Genomic DNA, 15,692 nt, shown 5'->3' with positions numbered 1-15,692 from the left:
ATAAGCCTATTATCTATGCAAACAACGAGTTATTCCATTGTGACTGAAATCTGATTCTGTTGCATTTGTTTTTTTGCTAATCGCTTTGTTCTATCACGAATATCGCCAGCTAGTTGGCCACAAGCAGCATCAATATCATCACCACGAGTTTTACGAACAATCACAGTTAGGCCGTGTTCCATCAACACTTTAGAAAAACGATCTATGCGTGAGTTAGAAGAACGACCGTAAGGAGAACCAGGGTACGGGTTAAACGGAATTAAGTTAATCTTACATGGAGTATCTTTCATTAGAATTGCAAGTTCATGCGCTTGGTCTGTGCTGTCATTAATATGATCAAGCATGACATATTCAACCGTCACGCGGCCGCGATTTGCATTAGACTTTTCTAAATAACGACGAATACCCGCTAAAAATTCTTGTAATGGATATTTTTTATTAACTGGAACCAACACATCGCGCAGTTCATCATTTGGTGCGTGAATACTTACCGCTAATGCGACATCAATGGCGTCACCTAATTTATCAAGTGCAGGTACTACACCAGAGGTTGATAACGTCACTCGACGTTTAGATAAACTAAAGCCAAAATCATCCAGCATAATATCCATCGCAGGGATCACGTTAGCAAGGTTCAGCAAAGGCTCACCCATCCCCATCATCACTACGTTAGAAATTGGTCGATCGCCAGTGTCTTTATGGAAACCTAAAAATTGCGATACACGCCAAACTTGGCCAATAATTTCAGATACCGTTAAATTACGGTTAAAACCTTGTTGGCCCGTTGAGCAGAAGGTACATTCTAAAGCGCAGCCGACTTGTGACGATACACACAAGGTCGCGCGGTCTTCTTCAGGAATATATACGGTTTCAACTTCTTGGCCTTGGCCAACATTGATAGCAAATTTAATAGTGCCATCATTCGACTTTTGAAAACTCGCAATTTCAGGCGCAACAATTTCACATTTCGCTGCAAGTTTGGTACGCAACACTTTGTTTATGTTGTTCATTTCTTCAAAGTCAGTAACACCAAAGTGATAAACCCACTTCATTAACTGATCGGCACGAAACGGTTTTTCGCCCATCTCACTGAACAACGCCCGTAGTCCTTTACGATCAAGATCTAATAAATTGATTTTCTTTACACTCATTCGCCTAACCTCAAAACACCAAAACCTGTAACAGGGCGGCGAATTATACAGTTAGCATCACGTTTTAGCCAGTATATCTGCATCTAGTGATATGTTAGTATTACTGCAGGCTATATGGCCTTCTACGAGGAAGTTTTTACTCACACTATGTTAACCCTTTTATTGATTGTTTCTTTTGCTATTTTGATTTCCTTTTTGTGTAGTATTTTTGAAGCAGTTCTCTTATCTGTCACTCCAAGTTATATCGCAACCCTAAAAGAAACTAACCCCTTTATTGCTGCGCAGCTCGATAAGCAAAAGCAAAATATTGACTCTCCTTTAGTGTCTATCCTAACGCTAAATACCATCTCACATACCATGGGTGCTTCTATTGCAGGCGCACAGGCGGCTATTGTGTTTGGTAGTCAAATGCTTGGGGTATTCTCTGCTGTTCTAACTTTTTTAATTTTGTTCCTCTCAGAAATCATCCCTAAAACACTAGGGGCTAATCATTGGCGTAAATTGGCGCCATCGGTATCGGTATGCTTATTCTGGATGGAAAAAATGACCATGCCTTTAATTTGGATGTCTCAAAAAGTCACCAATCTGTTAGGCAAAGATAATAACGGTCAATACATTCGTCAAGAGCTCGGCGCGATGAGTAAAATGGGTAAAGACAGTGGTGAGTTAAGTGAACAAGAATCACAAATTTTAACCCAAATGTTATCGATGAAAGACATGCACGTCAGCGACATCATGACCCCCAGAACGGTAATATTTAAATTATCGACTCACATCACTCATGCGCAATTTATCGACCAATATTTGTCGAGCCCGTTTACTCGTTTTCCGATTTACCAAGGTGACCGAGATAATGTGATTGGTTATGTCAATCGTAATGACATTATCCTTCTGTCTCGCCAAGCACCAGATACCGAAATTGGCACTCATTTAAAAACGTTACTTGTAGTCCCCTCTTCCGTAAGAGTATTGCCACTGTTTCAATTAATGATAAAACGTAATGCTAAAATGGCATTAGTGGTTGATGAATATGGCTCAAGTGAAGGGATAGTGACAATTGAAGATATCATCGAAACCTTAATTGGTTTAGAAATCGTTGATTCAAAGGATTTAGCTCCCAACATGCAAGCTCTGGCGCGTAAGCTGTGGCAACGACGAATCAAGAATAAAGGTTTAGTTATATACGATGATAATTAACTTGGTTAATTAAGCCACTTGCGCACGGATACATAATCAAAAAATCAATTATTAACATTCTGTTGGTCGCATTTTTTAATACAAACTGTATTGGCTATATCCAGCCAACTAGTACCATCATTTCCGTTGTTTGAGCTGCAATATAAAGATCACAACAACGCGCAGTGATGACATGTTTAGCTAAATTAGTATAAGATGGTGACATTATATTGAGGAAAAAAATGTCACATATTTATCGTTTATCTATAGCTCATATTAATGACACTCATTCTAACTTCGAACCTAGTCCAGTCCAGTTTAGCCTGACAGCCCAGCAACGCACTTATACACTTGAAGGCCATTCAGGTGGCTATGCGCGTTTAGGTTACCAAATTGAACAAACAAGGCAGCAAGCCGCAGCCGAGCAAACTCCATTTCTATTTTTACATGGCGGCGATAGCTTTCAGGGCACTTTATATTTTAGGGAGTTTCAAGGTGCGGCCAATGCACACCTTCTTAACTTACTCAAACCTGATGCCATGGTGTTGGGTAATCATGAAATCGATGCAGGTAACAGCCCTGTGCAGGCCTTTTTGAACCGTATCGACTTTCCGGTATTAGCCGGAAATATGGATTTAAGCGCAGAAGATAGGCAGAAAACAGGTCGATTATACGGCCACCCGATGTTGTACGACTTTGATGACAGCACCGGGACAGCAAAAGTATTGATAAAGCCATTTCACGATATCCAAATGGCTATTATTGGTATTACCTTAGATCAAATGCATTTAATTGCTAGGCCGGATCCCGATACCCACTTTGTTAATGCTATCGACACTACCCGTAAAACAGTTCAAAAACTGAAACAGCAAGGCATTAACCATATTATTGTACTAAGCCACCTAGGTTTAGACCAAGACCAAGAACTTGCTGCCTGTGTCGACGGCATAAGTCTAATTGTCGGCGGACATTCTCATACTCTCCAAGGTAATATGAGCAACATTGGCTTAAGCGATATTCCTTACGCAGAAACCATAAACTCAACGCCTATTTTGCATGCCGGAAAATATGCAGAAACGCTGGGTATTGCTCAAATCAATTTTGATTCAAATGGCAAAGTAACCGAACTTATCGGTAATAACTATTTTATGCTTGATGACAATATTCATGTCAGCACCAAAGACGGACAGCCTGCCGATAGTACTATTGCCGCAGATTTAATCGAGCAGTTGTTCAATCACCCAAGCATAAAAGACGCTAAGCATGATGATGCTATTCATCAGGTGATTCACAGCCAATACCGCCCATCATTAGATGCGCTAGAAAACCAAATACTGGCTCATATACCTCGAAACTTTGTCCACACTAGGTTGCCCAGCAAACAGCTGCCTCATGGCAGTGAAATAGCCCCTTGGGTGAGTCGTAGCATGTATAAAGCGGCTAAATACATTGAGCCAAATATCGATTTTGCACTCCATAATGCGGGAGGTGTAAGGCAATCACTCAATAAAGGGCAATTATCACTTGCCGATGTTATTGGCCGCATTTTGCCATTCGAATTACCCCTAACCTTGTATCAAATTATGGGTAAACATATTATTGAAGCTTTAGAATCGTCCATCAATAGCGCTACCAATAATGGTATTGTCGGCACAGGTGCGGGCAGTTTCCCCTACCCCTATGGATTACGCTACTTCTATGATGGTAAGCGAGTTAAAGGCCAGCGGATCACTCAAATTGATATCTACAAGCAGGATCAATGGCAAACTCTTGAATCTAATAAGTTGTATATTGGCGTATCAAGTTCTTATACCGCAGCAGGTAAGGAAGGTTATGATGCATTATTGCATGCCCACTGGCAGCAACCGATGAGCAATCAAACGCTGCCAGAAGCCTTTATCGATTTTGTTAGTCAACATGGCCATCTCATTACGGGACAACTGTTTACAAATGTACATTACATTAGCCATCGCGATTAAACGGCAACTTCATATATTTAGAAGACAATACCTAAAAGAAACCACCTAACAGCAGATAGAAGACAATAATTCGCGGTAGATCACAGACCATAATGAGCAGAGATGGTTAAATAGTTCAAAGGTTGAATTAATATCCTCATTAATTATCATTTTTGGCAAAATAGGAATACATACATGAAAGCTAAATTAATTGCATTTGCTGCCGCTGCCACTTTGGCTATGGGTGTTTCTTCTGTATGGGCACAAGGTGCTTTGCATCAAGGCGAAGTACTCGACACCATGAATGGTGGCGGTTATACCTACGTTCAACTAAAAGAAGCTGACAAAACATATTGGGCTGCGGGTCCGCAAACTGAAGTGGCTAAAGGCGATAAGGTAGAAGTGTCTGAACAAATGTGGATGAGCGACTTTAAAAGCTCAAGCCTAAACAGAACCTTTGATAAAATCATGTTTGTTGGCAATATTAATAAAAAATAGTACGTTTTATCGTAAAAAACTTACATAATTGGCCAATCTTATCGATTGGTCTTTTTTATGAAAAACTCAATAAATCAACCTCATCAAATCGTTGATTTTTCTGCATCCTATGCAACTCAAATAAGTGAATTATACCATACGGCTGTACAAGGCATTATTCATCCAAGATACCCGACCTTAAAACTCAATGCGTGGTCATCAGCGCCCCGTTCGGCTAAATTTTGGCAACTACGATACAAACGAAATAAAGCCTGGTTAGCACTTGATAACCAAAAGGTTATTGGTTTTATTAGTCTAGAAACTCATTTTAAGCACCAGGGGTATATTGACTGCTTATACGTTCACCCCGACTATCAGCAGCAAGGCATCGCCCGCGCACTCTATAAACACTTACAACATTGGGCTCTTCAGCAACCATATCCTTATCTCAGTGTTGATGCATCATACTTATCTAAACCGTTGTTTGAAGCTATGGGATTTGTTTTGCAACAAACAAGCTATCAACAAAAGTGTGGCCAAACGTTTACCGGCTTTTACATGAAAAAACGGTTAATAGACTAGCTACTAGGGCGGGCTTAGTCCTGCGAGAATGCTATAAAAACGATAACGAGCGTTAAAAGCCTAGGAGCTAAGACGCTTCGCGGCTAGATTCTATAACAGCGGTAGAGCTAGGACGATAACGAGCGACCGCTTTGACCGCTTTATTTAGCAGCGTAGCGATCTAGCCTCTAGGCTGTTACGTTCGTTATCGCTTGTTACCAGCTTCATCGCTTACTACCTAGCTTCACCGCTTTAACAGAGGTTGTAGCATTTCTTCCAATCCGTTGAGCTTCACTTCATACATTAATGCTAGTTGCTCACCAAGTTTGCCTTCAGGAAAACCTTTAGAGTGAAACCAAACCAAATAAGGTTCTGGTAACTGCAGTAATTTACGACCAGCATATTTACCAAATGGCATGGTTTGATTAATCGCTTCTAACAATTGCTGCTCATTCATCACTTATGGCTCCACGCCTTTGTTTATCGATTAGGTTAATGTAATACCGATTACATTAACTATTTTATCAGTTCAAAGCCTTTATCAAAACTGCTTTAAGTTAAGCAAAGTGAACTGACAATGCACGCGATTGACATTACGGGCCATCAAAAAAGTACAACGAGTGAAATGCACAATGATTGATACTGGGTTAATTAATGAGAGGTTAGCGGCTCATTAATCAACCAACCCTGAGTAAACTCATGCTGAATGAATCGTCGCCTCTATTCAAACTCACCCCAGGCTCAGTTCAAAAGCGATTGTAACTGACTATATCGGACAATAATAAGACCACTGGTTAGCGTAAAATAACCGATTGAATCAAATATAAGCTTAACATAACTCGTTTTGCTGCATCCCTAAAATATATCAATTAGCTATATCAAAATAGATTTATAGTCATTTAATGCATATAAAACACGTATTCATATTTTATATGCATTGAAAACACCTCATAAAACAACGATGTTATTTGCACATAACAGCTGCAAGTCATTATTAAATTTAACCTTTCACTAACATTGGCGGATGCAAACCTTTGCTGTCAATTTTCTGCCTTTATGGTCAAAATAGTCAAATTACCGCCTCAAAGACATTAATAAAAAACCGTCAAAAATCAGCTAATTGACTAAATCTATAACCATTATTACAGTGTAGTATCAATTACATTTAACGGTGTAAGTTAGTCATATTGAGAGGGCAACATCCATGATCATATTAGTTGGTGGTGAAAAAGGGGGTAGTGGTAAAAGCTGCCTTGCGCAAAATATTGCAGTCTTCCTAACCAATGAAGTTCAAGCCAGCGTGATTATGGTCGACTGCGATCCACAACGAACCACATCAGACTGGATCCAAGCTCGGAACAACAACCCAAAATTGCCGGCCATTAACTGCGTGCAGCTGTATGGCAAAATTCGTAATGACTTGCTCAGCTTAGAGCAACATTATGACTATGTTATTGTCGATTGTGGTGGCCAAGATAATCTAGCGCTTAGAGCAACCATGTCAGTTGCATCCTATGTATTAATGCCATTGCGCCCAAAACGACGAGATTTAAAAACCGTCAGCCATATGGACGATATCGTCTCAACTTGTTTGATGATAAACCCAAAAATGAAAGCATCATTTGTGATCACTCAATGCCCAAGTTTACCGAACCAGGCAAGCAGAATTACTGAAGCAAAAGATGTCTGTCGTACTTATGACATTAATGTATTAGATGCCGTTAACTACAGTCGCAATATTTACGACGACAGTGAAGAATCTGGCTTATCAGTATTTGAGTTAGAACCCCAAGGTAAAGCTGCAGAAGAAATGCGCAATATTGCCTGTGAATTACTCGACATTACTGATGCAAAGCAACTCATTGAACAGCGCAATACTGCATCGAACGTGACCACGATGAGAGGAAATTATGGGACTAGCCGATCTCAAGAAAAACGCTTCGTTATGTAAAAGCACCAATAACATTGCAGTATCAATTGATGACTTTATTGCAGCAGCCGATTTATATGCTGCTGGTCAAGACCGTCCTCAACATGAGGAAAAGCAAACGCTAATGACAAGCGATGCAGGTAAGCAAAACAATATAATCGATTTTTTACAACGAAAATATCCACAGCATGTAGAGCCAATAAAATCGGTCAATAAAAGTAAACCGCAACCTTTTAGACGTTGTACCTATACCTTAAGTGAAACGGCAATAAGCCAGCTCGCATTACTCAGTCAGCAGGGAGGAGTTGCAAAATCAAAACTTATCAGGCAGTTGATTTCACAATATTTTAGTCTATCTCCACAACAACAAAAACGGTTAGATGTTAGCTTTACAGACCAATAGTTAATTTTGCAGACAAATAGTTAATTGAACATAAATTTAACCAAACACAACGACGACCACTTTATCCCCGCCCTTTCACTGGCAGTAAATATGAGACTAATATTTGCTAGCCAGTGCTTTTATTTAACCAAAATCCCAACCTACACGTTAAGCAAACTACGTTATCACTTATGGCTCCCACTGCTATTTAGTTTTTCCTAAAGCTTGAATTTGCTAACAAACTGCCCCATTAAATACTCATGGTATTAAACAGCGACTAGCGAATGAAATAAATGAGCCATGCTAAAAATTGCAAGCTCAGATAATACATAAGCTTAAGATAACAATCTTAACGCCCTCTTCGACTACCAGGACACTTCTATGATCGCGATTGTAATATTACTCGTTATATCAATAACAGCTGTGGCATGGATTGTCAGTAGCCAATGGCGCCTCAACCGTCAACGTAGCATTGTCGCCAGCAAACCATTTCCCACTCAATGGCGTCATATATTAAAAAAGCGTTTTCCTTATTTCAAAGCCATGCCGACGGATTTGCAACTTCAACTCAAAAAGCATATTCAGATATTTATTGATGAGAAACAATTTATCGGTTGTGACGGATTCGAAATCAATGACGAAGTAAAAGTGACGATTGCAGCCCAAGCATGTTTATTATTACTCAACCGTAAAACTGACTATTACCCAAAACTTAAACAAATTTTAGTCTATCCAAGCGCGTTTATCGTTGAGAAAAACCGCACGGATCTAGCTGGGGTACAATCAAACCAACGCAATGTGTTGCTTGGAGAATCTTGGGAATATGGCAAAGTCGTATTGTCATGGAACAGCACTATAGAAGGCGCTGCCGATCCGTTTGATGGTAGCAATGTTGTTATACACGAATTCGCTCACCAGCTTGATCAAGAAGATGGAACAGCTAATGGTGCACCACCACTGCGCGATATCACTTCATATCGTTCATGGTCTAGCACATTGGGGCAAGAATTTAAGCAACTTCAGTATTGCGCTCAACACCATATCCCGTCATTATTTAACTATTACGGCGCGACCAATCCGGCGGAGTTTTTTGCAGTGATAAGTGAAACGTTTTTTGAACGACCCGTGGAGTTTAACCAACAGCATCAACAATTGTATAAAGAATTGAGCCAGTTTTATCAGCTAGATCCAATAAATTGGCATTAAAAAAGTATTAAAACACATAATAATAATTTACTAGGTTAACAGGAATACTATGCAATCAATCATTCACCGACTCGGTTTTATTGCCGTGTTAATGACGACAGTGGCAGCCTTCGATCTACACGCAAGTGAAGCCGAAGAATCAACACTTGAACAGAGCCAAACTGAGCCTAAAAACAAACAAGTTAGTCAGCAAGTGAGCTCCGAAAGTGAAGCTGTTATAAAAGACATTAGCCAAAAAAATGAGTTAATTGATAGCCAAGGCTTATCAGAAAAAGACAACCAAGAAGTCAGCGCCTTGTTAAATTTATTACATGAAAGTGCAGCTGCTGCTGACTGGACCACTTATTTTAGCCTTTATCATCCACAAGCGGTGTTTATTGGTACCGATGATTCAGAGCGTTGGAATATGGTTGAATTTGAGCATTATGCCAAACCCACTAAAGGCTGGCGTTACGATTTAAAGTCACGTCACTTGTTACAAATTGACGATACCATTGTATTTGACGAGCAGCTCTATAGCCCGGCGTATGGCATCAGCCGGGGTACTGGTGCGTTGGTACAAACTTCTGAAGGATGGAAAATAGCGCAATATCATTTGAGTTTTCCAATTCCAAACGATAAAGCCAAACGTATTACCAGCTTAATTATGCAATAGCCATTAAACAATATGGTGGCCATTGTCGAGTATGATGACCGCCATAATAGTGAATAGTTAACGCTTCACTAGACACTAGACAGATTGTAGCGAATTGGAAACTATTCAATAGCCACCTTATGTCATCGACACCCCAAAACACACGTTAGCGAGTTCACTAAAGTGAGTAAAACTGTCGAAATCCTCTTGCTCAAAACAACGTCCAGATCCCTGCCTGTCCGCATAAAATAATCCCAACACTTTATGGCCAACAAAGAGTGGTGCTAATAAAAAGCCATTTTGAGAAAAGCGTTCAACTAGCACATCATCAATTTGTACTTTGCATTCTTTACTGGTGGGTGCATTGACCCACACACTCTTTTTTTGCCCTATACATTGAGTGAAAACCGATCGAGGATCGTCTAGTTCAATCACAAAGGCTTGTTTCAACAATTCAGCGCCATCCCCCATCATCACCCTAGGTTGTAATAATTTACGGCTTGGAGAGAGTAACAGTACACCACAACGGTCTAAGCCAACTCCGGTTAACATCCCTTCTAATGTGGTTTGCATTATTTGATTAAAATCAGTTTTAACCACTGCATAGTGGGTTAATTGTCTCAATTTACTTAACTGATAACCTTGATTGGTTAGCCGAATTTCAGTGGGCTCAACAGGAGAGTCGACATGTTCTAATACGTCTGCGGTATTCGGTAAATAAGACACTATGGCTTTGGCACCATATTCAATGGCTAATTTATGGGTTATTTTACTGCAATCGATAAATTTTTCAGTAAATTCATCCACACTGATGTCTAGCATTTCTGCGGCTTGAGATAGGCGCTTATGCAGTTCTTCAGGGTTAACTTTAGGCTGCGACACAATTTCTGATAACTTATCGGCTAAAAAAATACAACGGATCTCAGGCATGCGCTCATCGGGTTGTGCTAAAGACTTAATCAGCACTTCACCTAAGCCCCAGCTTCTGGCAATACTTTGGGTCAGCTGGGTAAAAGAGGTGCCTAGTTCAGCTCGAATCAATGAGTTTTGTTCAATTTTATTGTCAATGGCTAACAGCTTATTATCAAGCTGTTCGGTCAATTCACCGCCCATACTCCAAAAAGCGCTTTCGCCTATTCGATACAATAACGAGGCAATAAACACCTCTTCACGTAGCGATTCTCCACGGTCGCTCATCATCATTCTGGCGAGCATCGCCGCTTGAAAAGATTGCGCCATCAGTTTTAATAAACGTTGATAGACACCTTCGCTCAGGTGCTTATTTTCAAGTAAACTGGTGAGTAGTTTTGCGGTAATGCATATGTTGCGGATAGTATCAAAACCTAATACTACCGCTGCACGGCTAACGGTCGAAACAGGATTAATACCTTTATTGTAAGTGGCGCTGTTTGCCACTCGTAAAATACGCGAGGTGAGTGCATTGTCGTGCATGACACTTCGACCTAACAAAGATAACGAAGACACATCGTCTTTTGCCAACTTTTCTAAATCACGCACAGTTGAACATAATGCAGGCATTTCTTGATCACTAATCCGCTTGGTCCAGTAATCAGCCCCTTTTTGCTGAGTCATCGCCTTCAAAAATTAACCTAAATATAACAAACATTGTTTTCAGTATACTCAATTTCATCACAGTGTCTTGTAGATATTGCTATTCACTCAAGCTAGCTCACGTATCAAAGCAAAACAACAATACTCATATCCTAGCGCCTACTGGTTGATGAATTAATCTCGCTGATGCTAGTACAACAAGTAAGCGACATGTTACATCGCTATTACATCACTTTATTCAGGAATAGCGATTTTTGAGCAAGTGTGGTTCGAAATAAATGGGATTCATCTGGGCGCAAAAGTGACATCTACATAAACGATAAATATTGGGCAAAAAAAAACGGCTCACAAGAGCCGCAATCACAATAGTGTGGTTGGAAAAAACTTACGGGTAGGAAGTATCCAAACAATCAGGTTTAACAACTAAGCATTCGCTTATAAACCATCATATGAGGATAAAAATCCCGTACGACCTGTAGGTGAGCCGCACGGGGTTACAACAGTCACAAAGTGACCAAACTTGTAAAACGGTTGGGACTAACGATTAAAACTGTTCTTCTTCAGTAGAGCCCGTTAGCGCTGTTACTGACGATTTACCGCCTTGAATACACGTTGTCACTTGATCAAAGTAACCTGTACCCACTTCTTGCTGGTGCGATACGAAGGTATAACCTTTCTTAGCCGCAGCAAATTCAAGCTCTTGTACTTTTTCAACATAATGCTTCATGCCTTCACCACGTGCATAGTCATAGGCTAAATCGAACATGTTGTACCACATGTTATGAATGCCCGCTAACGTGATGAACTGATACTTATAACCCATGTTAGACAGCTCTTGCTGGAATTTAGCAATCGTTACATCATCTAAATTCTTCTTCCAGTTGAACGAAGGTGAACAGTTATAAGCTAATAGTTGATCGGGGTATTTTGCATGAATGGCATCAGCAAATTTCTTCGCTTCTTCAAGACAAGGTTTAGCTGTTTCACACCAAATTAAATCAGCATAAGGAGCATAAGCAAGACCACGTGAGATTGCTTGGTCTAAACCAGCTCGAACACGGTAGAAACCTTCGTTAGTACGTTCACCGGTAACAAATTCACGGTCATATTCATCACAATCAGAAGTCATTAAATCAGCAGCATTAGCATCAGTACGTGCAATAACTAAGGTATCAACGCCACTAACATCTGCCGCTAAACGTGCAGCAACTAACTTTTGCACCGCTTCTTGAGTTGGTACGAGCACTTTACCGCCCATGTGACCACACTTCTTAACAGACGCTAATTGGTCTTCAAAGTGAACACCTGCAGCACCAGCATCAATCATCGACTTCATTAGTTCAAATGCATTCAATACACCACCAAAACCGGCTTCTGCATCAGCAACGATAGGTAGAAAATAATCAGTGTAGTTGTCATCACCAGGATTTACTTCTTTGCCCCATTGAATTTGGTCAGCACGGCGAAATGAGTTATTAATACGGCTCACTACTGCTGGCACTGAGTTTGCTGGGTAAAGTGATTGATCTGGATACATAGTGCCCGCTAAGTTAGCGTCAGCAGCTACCTGCCAGCCTGATAAGTAAATCGCTTCAATACCCGCTTTTGCTTGTTGTACTGCTTGACCACCCGTTAACGCACCTAATGAGTTTACGTAGCCCTTTTTAGCGCCGCCGTTAACCAATTCCCACAATCTTGCTGCACCCATTTTAGCAATGGTGTTTTCTGGTACAACAGATCCACGTAAAGCAACAACTTCTTCTGCAGTAAAAGGACGCTTAACCGATTTCCAACGTGGATTTTCAGCCCAATCTTTCTTAATTGTATCAACCTGTTGCTGACGAGTAAGTTGTGTAGTCATAATGTCGATCCTTACTGTATGAAGGTGGCAAAGTGAATCATTCAACTTTGCCTAATTCAGTAGTGTTGTAATTAATATCGTTATCCGACATTACGCCGTTAACAGTTCATATCCTGGTAATGTTAAGAAATCGACTAGCTCATCAGAGGTAGTAATTTGTTCAAATAATGTTGCCGCTTTGACGAACTCACCTGCTTTAAAGCGCTCTGCACCAAGTTCCTCTTTCACGTTGGCCATTTCTTCTTTCAACATGTCTTTAAACAATGCTTTAGTGACCAGTTTGCCGTTGGATAAACTTTTACCATGCTGGATCCATTGCCAAATAGAAGTGCGCGATATTTCAGCCGTGGCAGCATCTTCCATCAAACCGTAAATCGGTACGCAACCATTGCCCTGGATCCACGCTTCGATGTACTGCAACGCAATACGAATGTTCAAACGCATGCCTGCTTCAGTTCGCTCGCCTTGACAAGGCTCAAGTAACTCGCTGGCTAAAATTGGTGCATCGACATCACGAGTAATGTGTAATTGATTGGTTCTATCGCCACCGATGTAATCATTGAAAATTTTCATTGCGGTGTCGGCTAAACCAGGATGTGCGACCCAAGTACCGTCATGGCCATTGCGAGCCTCTAACTCTTTATCGCCACGCACTTTTTGCAGTACCAGTTCGTTAGTCGCTTCATCTTTAGCAGGAATAAATGCTGCCATACCGCCCATGGCTAATGCGCCACGTTTATGGCAAGTTTTTATCAATAGACGTGAATAAGCACTTAAAAATTTAGTATCCATCGTTACCGCTTGACGGTCGGGTAGTACACGGTCCGGATAGTTCTTTAAGGTTTTGATGTAGCTGAATATATAATCCCAACGACCACAATTCAGCGCGACAATGTTTGAACGAAGTTCATAAAGAATCTCCTCCATTTCAAATACCGCAGGTAATGTTTCAATTAAACAAGTACATTTAATCGTGCCAGGCTGTAAGCAAAAACGCTCTTCTACAAAGGCAAACATTTTTGCCCACCAACGCGCTTCCACATGGCTTTCTAACTTAGGAATATAAAAGTAAGGTCCAGATTTTTTAGCTAAAAGTTGACGATAATTATGGTAAAAGTACATAGCAAAATCGACTAACCCACCAGGAATAGGTTTGCCTTTGTATTCAATGTGCTTTTCAATAAGATGCAAACCACGTACACGAGCAATTAACACTGCAGGGTCAGGGTTTAACGAATAATGCTTACCGGTTTCAGGAACGGTTAGTTCAATATCGCCACGAACGGCATCACGAAGGTTAATTTGTCCTTCGACAATTTTTTGCCAACTCGGTGCTAATGAATCCTCAAAGTCTGCCATAAACACTTTTACATTGGCGTTTAAAGCATTGATGATCATTTTACGGTCAACGGGGCCAGTAATTTCAACACGTCTGTCGGTGAGATCATCAGGCATGCCACGGATAGTCCAATCACCACCACGTATTGCACGAGTTTCAGGTAAAAAATCAGGCAACTCACCATTATCAATACGAGCTTGTTTTTGTTTACGCTTAGCTAATAGCTCAGGTACTTCATCAACAAACTTTGCACATAATGAATCAAGGAAAGCCACAGCGCCAGAGTTAAAAACGTCTTCTTGCCCGTTGACAGTGGGACCAATAAACGTGAGATCGGTTTTAATCGAATCATCAGCATTTGCTGTGGACTTACTGTATTGAGCTACTAATTGTTCTGCCGTCATAATAATGGCTCCCTAAATGCTGTCTGTTTTGATATCGGTTGTCATGCTTCACTGTGTAGTGACGTTATCTACTGTCTACTTATCACGCTTATCTATACCAACTCATCGGCGTATATATTCGCGTTCAAATAAACCATTTCTAATAACATTTAACTGAAGCTGACTGTTTACCAAAAACTTTCAAATGTCTGTTTCGTACTAAAAACTAACCAAAAACGTTTGTAATTGCAACAGTCTTCACTTTACCAAAACGACTTAAAAACCAGTGTTACAGATCACATAAAATGGTCTTACCAACCGAGAAATACATACTTAAATAAATGATATTAAACACAATAATAAAATAGAGCTTATACTTTAAATTGGCCATCTGAAATTCATCTTACCAATTGACCAGCAAATGATAATGGTAAAAAAGGTTGTAATATTATTACTTGGTGTATAATTATATTTACAAAACTTTAGTCTATGCTATTGAATTAAACAATTTTGTAACGTTTCTAGCTTACCTATACGTAATAAGGTTTTAATCTTTAAAAACAGATAGTTAAAATTAGGTAATTAACCATTAAATTTAAACAACTGTTTTAAATTTACGTTTACGTAAACGGAATAAAATAAGCCGCCGCGACGGCTTAAAATGTGAGTTACGTCACCCGATCAACAAGCTCAAGTAGATTGGTTTTTTTTAAATAAAATTCAATTTTTTTAAAAATAATTGAAAAAACTTCATAAATGGGGCAATAGAGAACCAAAATGGTGCAGCAACAAGTAACAAACGGTGATCTGCTCTGGGCGGAATATGCCAATAATAACCAAGCTTCGCTCACAGTATGTTAATTGTCGTTTATTGATAAATCGCTAATGATTCAGCTCTAGCTCAAATAGAGTGGCCAACAAGGTAACGCAAACGGTGATGAATGTATGGAGTTAACACATGTTGTAAGTGATAAATGAGACGGACATAGCGTTAGCATTTGTAGCGGAGGATTTTACCTTGAAGCAATTTGGTGCAGACCATAAATGCATAATATTAACTCA

General features: G+C 40.0%; 13 protein-coding genes. 8 read left to right on the top strand and 5 right to left on the bottom strand.

Annotated features, from left to right (window positions below; all coding sequences use genetic code 11):
• Window positions 1-29 precede the first annotated feature (29 nt).
• Window positions 30-1,151, bottom strand: coding sequence for a dual-specificity RNA methyltransferase RlmN (rlmN, locus tag AAEY98_RS02765; RefSeq protein WP_011636587.1), 1,122 nt, complete (start codon window positions 1,149-1,151; stop codon window positions 30-32).
• A 147-nt stretch (window positions 1,152-1,298) separates the two neighbouring features.
• On the opposite strand from rlmN, the gene AAEY98_RS02760 reads away from it, so the two are divergent.
• The 4 genes from AAEY98_RS02760 to AAEY98_RS02745 all read left to right on the top strand — a co-directional run bounded on the left by AAEY98_RS02760 (window position 1,299) and on the right by AAEY98_RS02745 (window position 5,344).
• A complete protein-coding gene (locus AAEY98_RS02760) occupies window positions 1,299-2,348 on the top strand; it encodes a CNNM domain-containing protein (RefSeq protein ID WP_351015122.1) in 1,050 nt (349 codons plus the stop codon).
• Window positions 2,349-2,569: 221 nt separating this feature from the next.
• A complete protein-coding gene (locus AAEY98_RS02755) occupies window positions 2,570-4,306 on the top strand; it encodes a bifunctional metallophosphatase/5'-nucleotidase (RefSeq protein ID WP_182743951.1) in 1,737 nt (578 codons plus the stop codon).
• Window positions 4,307-4,480: 174 nt separating this feature from the next.
• The gene (locus tag AAEY98_RS02750) at window positions 4,481-4,783 is read left to right on the top strand and encodes a hypothetical protein (RefSeq protein ID WP_059747853.1); all 303 of its coding nucleotides are present in this window, start codon (window positions 4,481-4,483) and stop codon (window positions 4,781-4,783) included.
• 57 nt (window positions 4,784-4,840) lie between these two features.
• Complete coding sequence (locus AAEY98_RS02745; protein ID WP_351014842.1) at window positions 4,841-5,344, top strand: GNAT family N-acetyltransferase; 504 nt, start codon at window positions 4,841-4,843, stop codon at window positions 5,342-5,344.
• Between the two features lie 223 nt (window positions 5,345-5,567).
• On the opposite strand, the gene AAEY98_RS02740 is transcribed toward AAEY98_RS02745, so the two are convergent.
• Window positions 5,568-5,780, bottom strand: a complete 213-nt coding sequence (locus AAEY98_RS02740; RefSeq protein WP_041413444.1) for a DUF3820 family protein — start codon at window positions 5,778-5,780, stop codon at window positions 5,568-5,570.
• Between the two features lie 747 nt (window positions 5,781-6,527).
• On the opposite strand from AAEY98_RS02740, the gene AAEY98_RS02735 reads away from it, so the two are divergent.
• The 4 genes from AAEY98_RS02735 to AAEY98_RS02720 all read left to right on the top strand — a co-directional run bounded on the left by AAEY98_RS02735 (window position 6,528) and on the right by AAEY98_RS02720 (window position 9,496).
• The gene (locus AAEY98_RS02735) at window positions 6,528-7,274 is read left to right on the top strand and encodes an AAA family ATPase (RefSeq protein WP_101085529.1); all 747 of its coding nucleotides are present in this window, start codon (window positions 6,528-6,530) and stop codon (window positions 7,272-7,274) included.
• A complete protein-coding gene (locus AAEY98_RS02730) occupies window positions 7,234-7,656 on the top strand; it encodes a hypothetical protein (protein ID WP_351014840.1) in 423 nt (140 codons plus the stop codon). Before AAEY98_RS02735 ends, AAEY98_RS02730 begins: the two co-directional genes overlap by 41 nt.
• 360 nt (window positions 7,657-8,016) lie before the next feature.
• A complete protein-coding gene (locus AAEY98_RS02725; protein WP_351014838.1) occupies window positions 8,017-8,841 on the top strand; it encodes a M90 family metallopeptidase in 825 nt (274 codons plus the stop codon).
• A gap of 49 nt (window positions 8,842-8,890) precedes the next feature.
• Window positions 8,891-9,496 carry a nuclear transport factor 2 family protein gene (locus AAEY98_RS02720; protein WP_101085535.1) on the top strand — a complete coding sequence of 202 codons (606 nt, stop codon included), beginning with the start codon at window positions 8,891-8,893 and terminating at the stop codon, window positions 9,494-9,496.
• Window positions 9,497-9,613: 117 nt separating this feature from the next.
• Here the strand turns inward: AAEY98_RS02720 and AAEY98_RS02715 are convergent, their stop codons facing one another.
• The 3 genes from AAEY98_RS02715 to aceB all read right to left on the bottom strand — a co-directional run bounded on the left by AAEY98_RS02715 (window position 9,614) and on the right by aceB (window position 14,651).
• Entirely contained in the window at window positions 9,614-11,068 is a 1,455-nt protein-coding gene (locus AAEY98_RS02715; RefSeq protein ID WP_162024296.1) for an HDOD domain-containing protein, read from the bottom strand.
• Between the two features lie 523 nt (window positions 11,069-11,591).
• Entirely contained in the window at window positions 11,592-12,908 is a 1,317-nt protein-coding gene (gene aceA / locus AAEY98_RS02710; RefSeq protein ID WP_351014836.1) for an isocitrate lyase, read from the bottom strand.
• Window positions 12,909-12,998: 90 nt separating this feature from the next.
• Window positions 12,999-14,651: a malate synthase A gene (gene aceB / locus AAEY98_RS02705; protein WP_351014834.1), complete on the bottom strand. Its 1,653-nt coding sequence runs from the start codon at window positions 14,649-14,651 to the stop codon at window positions 12,999-13,001.
• Between the last annotated feature and the right edge of the window lie 1,041 nt (window positions 14,652-15,692).

The sequence above is a fragment of the Shewanella sp. AC91-MNA-CIBAN-0169 genome (assembly GCF_040310165.1).
Lineage (GTDB): Bacteria > Pseudomonadota > Gammaproteobacteria > Enterobacterales > Shewanellaceae > Shewanella.
The sequence above is the reverse complement of the archived record's forward strand: the minus strand, read 5'-3'. Positions and strand labels throughout refer to the sequence as shown.

What these genes read in the sequence shown, in the direction of transcription:
- AAEY98_RS02750 (WP_059747853.1), top strand. Translation starts at nt 4,481, where the DNA reads ATGAAAGCTAAATTAATTGCATTTGCTGCCGCTGCCACTTTGGCTATG.
- AAEY98_RS02745 (WP_351014842.1), top strand. Translation starts at nt 4,841, where the DNA reads ATGAAAAACTCAATAAATCAACCTCATCAAATCGTTGATTTTTCTGCA.
- AAEY98_RS02730 (WP_351014840.1), top strand. Translation starts at nt 7,234, where the DNA reads ATGGGACTAGCCGATCTCAAGAAAAACGCTTCGTTATGTAAAAGCACC.
- AAEY98_RS02740 (WP_041413444.1), bottom strand. Translation starts at nt 5,780, where the DNA reads ATGAATGAGCAGCAATTGTTAGAAGCGATTAATCAAACCATGCCATTT.
- aceA (WP_351014836.1), bottom strand. Translation starts at nt 12,908, where the DNA reads ATGACTACACAACTTACTCGTCAGCAACAGGTTGATACAATTAAGAAA.
- AAEY98_RS02760 (WP_351015122.1), top strand. Translation starts at nt 1,299, where the DNA reads ATGTTAACCCTTTTATTGATTGTTTCTTTTGCTATTTTGATTTCCTTT.
- AAEY98_RS02755 (WP_182743951.1), top strand. Translation starts at nt 2,570, where the DNA reads ATGTCACATATTTATCGTTTATCTATAGCTCATATTAATGACACTCAT.
- AAEY98_RS02715 (WP_162024296.1), bottom strand. Translation starts at nt 11,068, where the DNA reads ATGACTCAGCAAAAAGGGGCTGATTACTGGACCAAGCGGATTAGTGAT.
- AAEY98_RS02735 (WP_101085529.1), top strand. Translation starts at nt 6,528, where the DNA reads ATGATCATATTAGTTGGTGGTGAAAAAGGGGGTAGTGGTAAAAGCTGC.
- aceB (WP_351014834.1), bottom strand. Translation starts at nt 14,651, where the DNA reads ATGACGGCAGAACAATTAGTAGCTCAATACAGTAAGTCCACAGCAAAT.
- AAEY98_RS02720 (WP_101085535.1), top strand. Translation starts at nt 8,891, where the DNA reads ATGCAATCAATCATTCACCGACTCGGTTTTATTGCCGTGTTAATGACG.
- AAEY98_RS02725 (WP_351014838.1), top strand. Translation starts at nt 8,017, where the DNA reads ATGATCGCGATTGTAATATTACTCGTTATATCAATAACAGCTGTGGCA.
- rlmN (WP_011636587.1), bottom strand. Translation starts at nt 1,151, where the DNA reads ATGAGTGTAAAGAAAATCAATTTATTAGATCTTGATCGTAAAGGACTA.